Consider the following 10571-nt stretch of genomic DNA (forward strand, 5'->3'; position numbering starts at 1 on the left):
CACCCCGGAACGCCGGTAACCGTTTACCCGCCACGCCCCGTTGTCCCCTACACTTGACCAGGTCGAGTGGCGGCCACCACCGCCACCCCAGGCCCCCTTCGTCTAGCGGCCTAGGACGCCGCCCTTTCAAGGCGGTAGCGCCGGTTCGAATCCGGTAGGGGGTACCACACAGGTCAGCGCGCGGCGGCCCCGATCGCCGTCCATGCCGCATCGCGCTGCACGCCCACGATCTCGGACGTGATCGTGACCTCGCACTCCACAGGGCCCGCTTTCGCGGGCGGCGACCGGGTGCGATTTGCCGGCGCAACCGCGTTGCTTGGGAATCAGTCGCGCCAGAGCTGGACGAGGTAGCGTTCCTGTCCGGCGAGCCGCTGGAGGGCGGTGGCGAACTCAGGACTCTGGAACCCGGTGTGCTCTCCGATGCGGCGGTATTCCTCGGAGGTCTTTCGCCGGTTCCAAGCGCTGACCCGCGAGTGGCACGGCCCTGGATCGACCGTGAACACCTCATGCTCCACGCCGCCCAGCGTCACCAGCGCCAGCACCCCCGTTGGCCGGCGTTGCCGTTCATCAGACCGTCGACCTTTTGATCGGGACTAAGCGGCATTCCAGAAGTTGTGTTCGTAACCGAGCGGGAGCCAGGGGCTGGTCCAGGGTGCTGCGGTGTTGAGCATCTGGTCGGGTGAGTGGTTGCGGAAGAAGGCGTGGATCACGCTTGTGGGAGCCCAGGGCGTGCACGTCTTCCGCGAGGGCACGAAAGTGGCTCGTCGGCAATCTGGAGATCGCGGTACGGTCGCCCGGGGACCCGTCCCGGGTAAGGGGCCTTACGGTCGCGCGTGTGACGCCGAAGAATACCGTGGCGGCCGTTGGATGCCTGCTTGCCCTGTTGGGCGGTTGTGGCTCCGGGGCCGAGCCTGATTCCAAACCCACATCCACGTCCCCCTCGACGAGTGGGACGGCGCTGCCTGCCGCGCTGCCCCATCGTCCCCGGGAGTTGCGGGTCGACGGCATCCACTCGTGCGACCTGTTGCCGAAGGCCCAGTGGGCCGCGTTCTCAATCGTCGGCGCGACGAAAGAACCGCCGGAGGACGATATCCCGGAGAACTGCCGGTTCGATGTCTCGTCGGATTCCTATACATACGACGTCACCGTCTACGCAGACCAGGGCGTCTCTCTGACGGTGAAGGGGAAGCCGAGGATCTTCACCCGGCTGGCGGACGTGGGTGGCTTCGCGGCGACGGTGACCGACCCGCCCCTCGCCACCGCGTCCCACTGCCTGGTGCAGTTGGACGTCGCCGAGAAGCAGCACGTCGACGTCGCCATCACGGGCAGTGAGTACGAGCAGGAGGTACGAGAGGGCGGATGCGAAAAGGTGATCGCAATGGCGGGCATCGTCCTGAATACGTTGCAAACGCTGCGGCGATAATTCGGCGGCCCCGTCCGTTCGCGCCATTTGCCGGGGGCAGAGGCGTTGTAGGCCAAGGGTCCGTGGCACCAAGCTCTCTGACAGACTTCTGGCCATGGCGAATGCGACCGATTCGGGCGGCACCGGTGGACGGGTGCGCGTCGGCGTCCTCGGTCCCTTGGTGCTGGAAACGGCGACCGGCCCGACGCGGGTCGGGGGCGCGCGGCTGCGGGTTTTGCTGGCGAGGCTCGCGCTGGACGCCGGACGGGACGTCCGGCCGGCGACCTTGGTCGAGGCGGTGTGGGACGAGGCGCCGCCGGAGGAGCCCCTGCACGCGCTGCAATCGCTGGTGTCCCGGTTGCGGCGCGTCCTGGGCCGCCCGGGGCTGCTCACCTCGGGTCCGGCCGGGTACCGGCTGGCCGTCGAGCCGGACGCGGTCGACGCCGTCCGGTTCGAGCGGCTGGCTCGCGCGGGTCGGCGCTCGTACGCGGCCCGGCCCGCCGAGGCCGCCGTAACCTTGCGCGAGGCCCTGAGCCTGTGGCGCGGCCCGGCCTTGGCGGACGTGCGGGAAGCGCCGTTCGCCGCCGCCGAGGCCGAACGGCTTGAGCGGGCCCGGCTGACCGTCCTGGAGGACCGGATCGAAGCCGACCTCGCCCTGCGCGCCGACCCCGACCTGGTCGACGAGCTCGAATCGCTGACCGCCGCGCATCCATTGCGCGAACGGCTGCACGCCCAGCTGATCCGAGCCCTGGCGCTGAACGGTCGCGGCGCCGAGGCGCTGGACGCCTACCAGCGGATACGCGGCCTGCTCGCGGACGGTTTCGGCAGCGATCCCGGGCCGCAGCTCCAGGAGGCGCACCTGGCAGTGTTGCGCGGTGAACGTCCCCGTTCCCGGCGATCGCACGGCAACCTGGACGTCCCGCTCACCAGCTTCGTGGGCCGCGACGACGACGTCCGCCACGTCGTCGAACTGCTCGGCCGGGTTCGGCTGGTCACTCTGGTCGGTCCCGGAGGTGCGGGCAAGACCAGGCTGGCCAACACCATCGGACGGCGGCTCACGTCGTCCGGCGGGGTGTGGTTCCTCCCGCTGGCCCCGGTCAGCGCGGACGACGTGCCCCGCGCGGTGCTCGACCTGTTGCGGGTGCGCGAGGAGGGCGCGCAGCCGCGGCCTGTCACCACACCGGACGAGGTTCTGGGCCATCTGGTCGACACGCTCGCGGACGACGACCTGGTGCTGGTTCTGGACAACTGCGAGCACGTGATCGAGGCCGTCGCGGCGCTCGCCGAGTCCCTGCTCGTCCGGTGCCCGAGGCTGCGGGTGCTGGCTACCAGCCGGGAACCCCTGCGGATCGACGGCGAGACCTTGCACCCGGTGCTTTCGCTGGAGCTGCCCGAACCGGGGTCGACGGTGGAGCGGGCTCGCGCCTGCGCCGCGGTCCGGCTGTTCCACGACCGGGCCGCCGCGGTGCGGCCGGGCTTCGCTCTGGAAGGCGGCGCGCTGACGGCGGCGGTGGAGATCTGCCGTCGCCTGGACGGCCTGCCGCTGGCGATCGAGCTGGCCGCGGCACGGCTGCGCGCCCTGCCGGTCGAGGCGGTCGCGGCGCGGCTGGACGACCGGTTCCGGCTGCTCACCGGGGGCAGCCGCACCGCGTTGCCGCGGCACCGGACCTTGAGCGCCGCGGTGGCCTGGAGCTGGGATCTGCTGGACGCCGACGAGCGGGCGCTGCTGGAACGGCTGTCGGTCGTGCCCGGCACGTTCACCGAGGACGCGGCGGAGGCGATCGGCCGGTTGGGCGACGTGCAGGAGCTGCTGACGGCGTTGGTCGACAAGTCCCTGCTGCACCCGGTGGAGCCCGCCGATCCCGTCGAGCCGCGTTACCGCGTACTGGAGACCATCCGGGAGTACGGCCTCGAACAACTGGCCGGGCGTGACGAAGTCGACGTGGTACGCGGACGGCACGCCCGGTTCTTTCTTCATCTGGCCGAGACCGCGGACCCGCACCTGCGCACGTCCGACCAGTTGCGCTGGCTGGTCCGCCTGTCCGCCGAACGGGACAACCTGTCGGCCGCGATCCGCTGGACGGTCGAGTCCGGCGACGCCGATCTAGCGGTCCGGTTCGGCGTCGCGCTGTGCTGGTTCTGGTACCTGCGGGACAACCCGCCTGAGTCGCTGGATCTGCTCGACCGGATACTCCGGGTTCGCGGCTCGACCGAGCCGCAGGCGCGCGCGCTGGTGGTCACCGCTCACGCGCTCGCCACCGCTGAGACCATCAGTCGGCCGGACGAGTCGGAGGCGACCTTCGATCGGATCAACAAGGCCCTGAAGGACATCGCCCCCGGCGCCCACCCCATTCTGGAAATGGCCCGGTTGGCGCTCGCCATAGGCTCGGGACGCGATCGAACCGCACCGGAGATTCGTCCCCCGGACGAGCGGACGGATCCCTGGAGCCGATCGTTGGCTTTGCTGGTTCGAGGCGTCCTGGCCATGAACACCGGGCACGCCACCGAGGCAACGCACTTGCTGGCGCGCGCGCTGACCGGCTTCGAGGAACTCGGCGAGCGGTGGGGCCTGGCGATCACGCTGAGCACCCTGAATTCGGCGTTGCGGCGAGCCGGTGATCCGGCCGGTGCGCCCGCGCTGGCCGAGCGGGCCACAGGGTACTTCCGGGAGCTCGGCATGCCCGAGCACACGATGGAGAACGAGGTGGCGGCCGCGCTGCGCCGGGCTCAAACCGGCGACGTGGACGGCGGACGGCGGCAGCTGGCGGACTTGCTCGACCGGGTCGAGGGGAACGGGTCGGCGGAGTCGCAAACCCAGGTGCGCCTGGGCTTGGCCCAACTGGAGTGGCGGGCCGGACGGCCGGGCCCGGCCCGCGAACATGCCCAGGCGGGCTTGGTCGAGGCGCCGCCCGGCCGGTCGACCCCGCACCTGACCGCGTTGCTGCTGGGCGTCCTCGCCCAAGTGGACGTCGCGGAAGGTTTCCCGGACAGGGCGGTACGTCGGCTCGACCACCCGGCGGTGCACCTGACGCTGACCTGGCATACACCGGTCGCGGCCTCGATCGCGGTCGCGGCCGCCGCGATCGAGCTGGGCCGCGACCGTCCGGATCGGGCGGGACGGCTGCTCGGGGTCGCGACCCTGCTGCGGGGCTGGGACGACCTCGGCGACGCCGACGTGCGGACGATCACGCAGCGGGCCACGGCCGCCCTGGGCGCGGACGGGTTCGCGGACGATCACGCAGCGGGCGCGGCGATGTCGCGGACCGAGGCCGAAGACCTGGTTTCCGCGATCATCACCGCGCCCGTGGGCGGCCGCACCGATCAGCCGGCGTGAGCCCCGGCGGGCACGGGCTTGCCGAACATCGTGCAGGTCACGGCGGTCTGGAGCGCGTGGGCGGCCTCGGCGATCTTCGGGTCGGCCTCGAACTCGGCCCAGAACTCCGTCGAGATCAGGACGGTCGCCGTGCGGCTGCCGGTGAGGTCGGTGAGGTTGGTGGTCAGATAGCCGGGCACGCCGCCGTCATGACCCCAGACCGTGCCGCACGTGCCTGCATTGGTCTGGATGCCCAGCCCGTAGCCGGGCCCGTCCGGCCGCCGTGAATCCATCGGCACCGTGGTGCGCAACTGTGTCATCTGGGCGGCGGGCAGCAGCTTGCCGGACATCAACGCGGTGTAGAAACGGAACCAGTCCTGCGTGGTGGACACCACCGCCCCGGCCGGACCGCCCCACCCGGGGTCGATGTCGGAGACGTCCACGTGACCGTGGTGGCGCGGCCCGGCGAGATGCCTGAACTCGGCCGGCACACCCGGGGGCATGTGGGCGGCATCCGGTTCGTAGCCGCGGGCATGGGGGCCACGCCAGGTGGAGTCCGCAGGGTAGTAGGTGTGCTTGAGGCGGAGCGGCCGGGCGATCCGGTCCCGGACCAGCTCGGACAGGCTCGTCCCGGTGACCCGCTCCAGGACGGCGCCGATGGCGGCGTAGCCGGTGTTGCTGTACGACCATCTCGTGCCCGGCGCGAACAGCGGATCGTGCCTCACCCCCAGGGCGAGCAGCTCCGCCGAGGTCCACCGCCGCCGATCCTTGCCGAGGATCGAGGGCCTGATCGCCGCGTCCTCGGTGTAGTCGAACAGGCCGCTGGTGTGGTTCAGCAGCATGCGCAACGTGATCGCCTTCCCGTTGGGCACCTTGCCCGGCAGCCACTTCTCCACCGGATCGCCCAGGGCGAGCCTGCCCTCGGCGACCAGTTGCAGGACGAGCGCGGCCACCATCGTCTTGGTGTTGGACCCCATCCGGAACTCGTCCCCCACCTTGAGCAGATGGTCCCGTCTGCTCCAGGCGGCCTGCTCGGCGATCTCGACCGGCCGGCCGCGACCGTCATCCACCCGCACGATCACCCCGGGCGCTCCGGCTTCCACCACCTTCCGCGCCAGCTGCTGTAGCCGGGCACGCTGCGCCTCGGTACCGTCCCGGGTCGTGGACGGCGTGGCCGAAGCGGCAGCCGGGACCGCCACGGCCAGGCTCGCGGCCAGCGCCGAAGCCGTGAGCATGCGCAGCCAACGTGGCCGCACCGTACGAGCAGACGAGAGCATGGACCCGTTCCTCCAGGAGATGGGTGACGCGGACGACCCCACCCTCCAACCCGCCGCTCACAACCCGCACACAGCACGCTGTCAGCCGTCCGTCCGCGCGATTGGAAGCCGCTCAAGGCAAGACGGCCGAAAGTGGGCCAGGCCAGGCCCAAGAAACAGAGCGAGGAACGACCGGCAGCCAAAGCTCTCCGACGCGCGACGAAACTCCGCGCACGATGATGCGCCGCCCGCTGCCCCCCGCGTGGCCGGACCCCCTGGACGCGGTACCCGCCCCGCAGCCATGCCTTCTCCGCCTGGGCGGCGGACACGGAGTAAACGCGGCACCCGCCAGGTTGTAACACGTATTACAACAGTACATCGCAGGGAGGGGAGGCAGCCGATGAGCCTTCGTCAGTACGAGTACGCCTTGGCCGTTGCTGAAGAGGGCTCGGTGACGGCGGCGGCGGAGCTGCTGCACGTCGCCCAACCGTCGGTGTCCCAGCAGATCCGCAGCCTGGAGCGGGAACTCGGCGTAAGCCTGTTCACCCGCACGCCGACCGGACTGGTGCCCACCGTGGTCGGCCGCGCGTTTCTGCGGGAGGCGGCGGTCGCGGTGAGCGCGTCGCGGCGGGCGAGGGCGACGGCGCGGGCCGGTGCCGATGAGCTGGTGGGCGAGCTGGTGGTGGCGGCGCAGATGGGCCTGGGCACGCGGCAGCTGCCGGGTGCGCTGGGCGCGCTGCGCCGCCGCTTCCCCCGGCTGGAGGTCACGGTCTTCGAGGAGCCGAACCCCGCCGAGCTGGAGCGGCTGGGGCGCCGGGGCGTCCTGGACCTCGTCCTGGTGGCCTCGCCGTGCGACGAGGCCACTGCCGACGCCCACCACCTCGGCGACGAGGAATTCGTCGTGGTGTTGGGCACCGGGCACCGGCTGCTCGCCGCGGACCGGATCGAGCTACGCGAACTGGACGGGGAGCCATGGGTGAGGTTCGACCGCGACAGCGCACTCGACCGCGTGCTGCGGGACGTACTGCGGGACAACGAGCTGGCCCCGACCACGGTCGCCCGCGTGTCCCAGACGGCGACGGCCGTGCGCTGGGCCGCCCACGGCCTGGGAGTGACGCTCGTCCCGGCCTCCGCGGTGCCTCACGGTCACGACCACCTCGCGCGCCCGGTGTTCCCGGTCGTGTCCCAGCCCGTCGTCGCCGCGCTCCGGCACGGCGCGGGCCCGGCGGAGACGGCCCTGCTCGAACTCCTGCGTCAAGAGGTCTGGCACAAATCCGCTTTCTTCTCCCCGGTACCCTGACGGGCCGAGAAGGAGGCAGATACCACCTTGTGTCAAAGATGGCGTTCCGGAATTCCGTCGACATCACCCTCTCGGGAATTCACCGCCGTCCACGACGAGATTGCTTCCGGTCAGCCAGCTAGCCCGATCGGACGCAAGGAACAGCACCGCGTTGGCGATGTCGTCGGGCTGACCATCGCGTCCCAGCGGCACGGTGGTGGTGTTCTGGGCCGGCGCCGCTTCCAGGCGCGCCCACTGCTCCCGCGTTTGGACGCCGCCGGGGGTGGCGACTCTGCCGGGAGTCACGGTGTTGACCCGGATTCCGAACGGAGCCAACTCCAGGGCCAGTCCCCGGCTGTAGGTCTCCAGCGCCGCCTTCGCCGCCACGTAGTGCAGGAACGGTGCTACCGGGGTGAGGACCGCGGCCGAGGAGACGTGCACGATCATCCCCGAACGCCGTTCCCGCATCCCGGGCACCAGCAGCGAGTCCAGCCGCACCGACGCCAGGTAGTTCAGGTCCAGCGCGTCCTGCCACTCCTCGTCGGGAATGGCCGAGCTGCCCTCGTGCGGTCGCGCCCCACCCGCGTTGTGGACCAGGACGTCCACCCCGCCGAACGCCTCCTGCGCGGCCGCGGCGAGCGCCTCCGCTCCGGCCCGCGTCCGCACGTCGGCCTCCACGAAGGTGGCCCCCTCCGGCACCGTGCTCGTCGCCGACCTGGCGGTCGTGAGCACCTCGGCGCCCGCGTCCAGGAGTTGGCGCACGACGGCCGCTCCGATTCCGCGAGAGCCGCCCGTGACCAGGGCCCGCTTTCCGGCGAATTCTCGCGTTCCCGATCCGTTTCCAATCGTCGTCATGCCACTGTTCCTCTCAATTTCATGTTCGTCCGCTCGGCGAAACGAAACACCTCGGCGAGCTGTTTTACGGTACGTCCCGAAAAGAACGAGAGGCAAAGACGAAATGTCAGCAGGCGCCATAGGAAATTCCTATGGCCCCGGGTCGTCACGCTCACCGCGCGAGCGGCCGCGCCCTAGGACCAGTTCAACCCGCTCCATCCGCCCAGCGACGGCCATCCCGAAGGCCAGGCAAGCGGGACGGGTCCGAACCCTCCAGATGAAAAGAATCATGGCTGCCGCTTCCCGTTGATCTTGATTGTGGGGCTCTTACTGGTAACGGCCCGCTCCCCGCGGCGCACCAGCCCGGTTCGCCGGGCGGGCCGGGACGGGGAGAACTACGGCATGAACGTGCTAATGGCGCTGGGAGCGCTGGCCCCGGTGTTCGCTGCCGTGATCACCGTGGTGGACGCACGGTTGCGAGCCCGGCACGACCACCGCGCCGTCGGCGATGAGTAGCGATGCCCGCCCCGGACCTGAACCCGAACCCGCGTGGTGGCCTGCCGTGGCCAACGCCGCCGGGGCACCCGGCACGGGCGACACGATGGCGGCGATGCGGCAGGACTTCCTGGACTTCTTCGACACCGAATACGTGCTGGTGGTGCGGTTCCTGATGCGCACCGGAGCGAGCCTTGCCGACGCCGAAGACGCAGCCCAGCACATGGCGGTGCAGGGCTGGCGAAAGGTTCAGCGCGGACGGTGGAGCCAGATCGCCAACCCGCCCGCCTGGGCCCGGACGGTAGCGCTCAACCACCACCGTGCCCGCCTCCACGGCCGCAGCGAGATCCCGCTCGACCTCGGCATTGACTCCCCGGGCCCGGGCCCCGGACACGCCGAGCTCACCGGGCAGGCCCGCGACCTGGTCACCCTCCTGCAGCTCTTAGACGACGACTGCCGCGCGGTGATCGCATTCGACCTGGACGACATCCCGGCCGACCAGATCGTCGCCGCACTGGGCAAAACCCCGCAGCAGGTCCGGGACCTGCGCAAGAAGGCCCGCAAGAAACTCAAGGAACATCTGCACGCACCCGCCCGCCGCGAAGGGGGGATCGACCAGTGAACCGACCACAGCCCAACGATCCCACTGACGCGGACCTGGACGCCTTCCTGGCAGTCGGCGACGCCGAGCTGCTTGACCACGTGCGCGCACACACCCACCCTGCCGCCACCCTGTCCATTCTGCTCGCCCTTCCCGACGCCCCTCTCCCACACGCACCAGATCGACACCGCTCGACAGCCAAGCAGGACATCCAGAACCGCATCCTGGCCCACGCCCTCGACCGCGCCCTCCACCGCGCCCTCGAACACACCCTCGCATTCGCCCAGGCCCTCGACCCCAACCGTGACCTCGAACGCACCCGCATCTACGCCCTCGCCCGCAGCCACGTCCTCGTCTTCGACCTCGGCCGCGTCCGCGCCCTGGCCCGCGACCTCGACCTCGACCTCGACTTCAACCTGGACCTCATCCGCGATCATGCCCACGTCCGCGACCTGAACCGCGCCTTGGCCCGCGACCTCGAACCCCACCTCGACCGCGCCCGCAGTCTTGCCCGCAACCTTGCCCGCGACCTCGACCTCGACCGCGCCCTCATCCACGAGTTGATGCAGGCGCCGGTGGACGCCTCCGGCGTGGACCTGACCGACCTGCTGGCCGAACGACCGATGAAGGGGATGAAGACGGAAAAGGAGGCAGTGGACGCAGCACTGGAGGCGCTGGACGGAGTGGTGTGGAACGAGGCGACCCAGTGGCCGGCCGAGCTACGGGACCGGGTGGTCACCCGGTCAGTGGAGATCGGCAAGGGGCGCTACCAAGTGGGCGACGGCACCGAACGCGACCCGCACCAGACGGCCCGCATGTAGGCCAAGAGTGGGGGCCGCAATGGGCTTGGAACACCGCGCGCTGCTCAGCCACATGCTTGGGCAGCGCGCGAAGGGCGTGCCATGTCGTCAGGCGGATCCCGCAGACTCCGATGGCGTCCTGGTCAGCGGACGCGGCCGAGGTATCGGCGTCCGGGCTGGTGGGCGCCTGGATGGCGCGGGGTCTGCCCTGGGCGTCGGGACGTACTCGTCCCTGCTGACGTCCAGAAACTGAGCGATCAGGGACGCGCTCTCGTCCGGACGGGGCAGCAGCGCACGGGCGCGGCGGACCTGCTTGGCATCGAAGTAGTGGCACTACGAGCCGAGCCCGGCCGACTCGCAGCGGTGAGGTCGCCACCCTTGACTCGGCGTCCGGTGTTGCCCAGGTGCTGCCCAGGTGTTGCCAACATGCAGTCAACCCTTGACACCAGACGTGAGCGGGGGAAGCTGCTGGGGCTTTTGGGAGTGCTCAACGCGTGCGCGCGCGGAGAACTCTCGACATCGGGGATCGGCCCGGCACCTCGCGTACTCCCCCGACGACCCGCCGCAGCGGGGAGCCGCCGGGGCGGGCGG

Annotated in this window: 8 protein-coding genes, 1 tRNA gene and 1 pseudogene; 6 read left to right on the forward strand and 4 right to left on the reverse strand. The window is 70.7% G+C overall.

The features are described 5' to 3' along the window. Positions 1-91 precede the first annotated feature (91 nt). A tRNA-Glu gene (locus E1298_RS37855) sits at positions 92-167 on the forward strand. 156 nt (positions 168-323) lie between these two features. Here the strand turns inward: E1298_RS37855 and E1298_RS37860 are convergent. Further along, positions 324-515: a hypothetical protein gene (locus E1298_RS37860; protein ID WP_131902093.1), complete on the reverse strand. Its 192-nt coding sequence runs from the start codon at positions 513-515 to the stop codon at positions 324-326. Between the two features lie 78 nt (positions 516-593). Further along, positions 594-707, reverse strand: a pseudogene (locus E1298_RS51610) (IS630 family transposase); the annotation flags it as partial. 128 nt (positions 708-835) lie between these two features. On the opposite strand from E1298_RS51610, the gene E1298_RS37865 reads away from it, so the two are divergent. Both E1298_RS37865 and E1298_RS37870 read left to right on the forward strand, forming a co-directional pair. Continuing rightward, a complete protein-coding gene (locus E1298_RS37865) occupies positions 836-1423 on the forward strand; it encodes a DUF3558 family protein (RefSeq protein ID WP_165975868.1) in 588 nt (195 codons plus the stop codon). Between the two features lie 94 nt (positions 1424-1517). Then, on the forward strand, positions 1518-4736 hold the full coding sequence (locus E1298_RS37870; RefSeq protein ID WP_131902097.1) for an AfsR/SARP family transcriptional regulator: 3219 nt from the start codon (positions 1518-1520) through the stop codon (positions 4734-4736). Here E1298_RS37870 and E1298_RS37875 read toward each other — a convergent pair. Further along, entirely contained in the window at positions 4724-5971 is a 1248-nt protein-coding gene (locus E1298_RS37875; protein ID WP_243726051.1) for a serine hydrolase domain-containing protein, read from the reverse strand. The genes E1298_RS37870 and E1298_RS37875 overlap by 13 nt on opposite strands. 400 nt (positions 5972-6371) lie before the next feature. On the opposite strand from E1298_RS37875, the gene E1298_RS37880 reads away from it, so the two are divergent. Beyond that, positions 6372-7271, forward strand: coding sequence for a LysR family transcriptional regulator (locus E1298_RS37880; RefSeq protein ID WP_131902101.1), 900 nt, complete (start codon positions 6372-6374; stop codon positions 7269-7271). Positions 7272-7334: 63 nt separating this feature from the next. Here the strand turns inward: E1298_RS37880 and E1298_RS37885 are convergent, their stop codons facing one another. Beyond that, positions 7335-8105 carry an SDR family oxidoreductase gene (locus E1298_RS37885; protein ID WP_131902103.1) on the reverse strand — a complete coding sequence of 257 codons (771 nt, stop codon included), beginning with the start codon at positions 8103-8105 and terminating at the stop codon, positions 7335-7337. A gap of 541 nt (positions 8106-8646) precedes the next feature. Here E1298_RS37885 and E1298_RS37890 point away from each other — a divergent pair. Next, on the forward strand, positions 8647-9201 hold the full coding sequence (locus E1298_RS37890; protein WP_165975869.1) for a sigma-70 family RNA polymerase sigma factor: 555 nt from the start codon (positions 8647-8649) through the stop codon (positions 9199-9201). Beyond that, positions 9198-10001, forward strand: coding sequence for a hypothetical protein (locus E1298_RS48755; protein WP_165975870.1), 804 nt, complete (start codon positions 9198-9200; stop codon positions 9999-10001). The genes E1298_RS37890 and E1298_RS48755 overlap by 4 nt, the downstream gene beginning before the upstream one ends. Positions 10002-10571 lie beyond the last annotated feature (570 nt).

The sequence above is a fragment of the Actinomadura rubrisoli genome (assembly GCF_004349215.1).
In the GTDB taxonomy this organism is placed as follows: Bacteria; Actinomycetota; Actinomycetes; order Streptosporangiales; family Streptosporangiaceae; genus Spirillospora; species Spirillospora rubrisoli.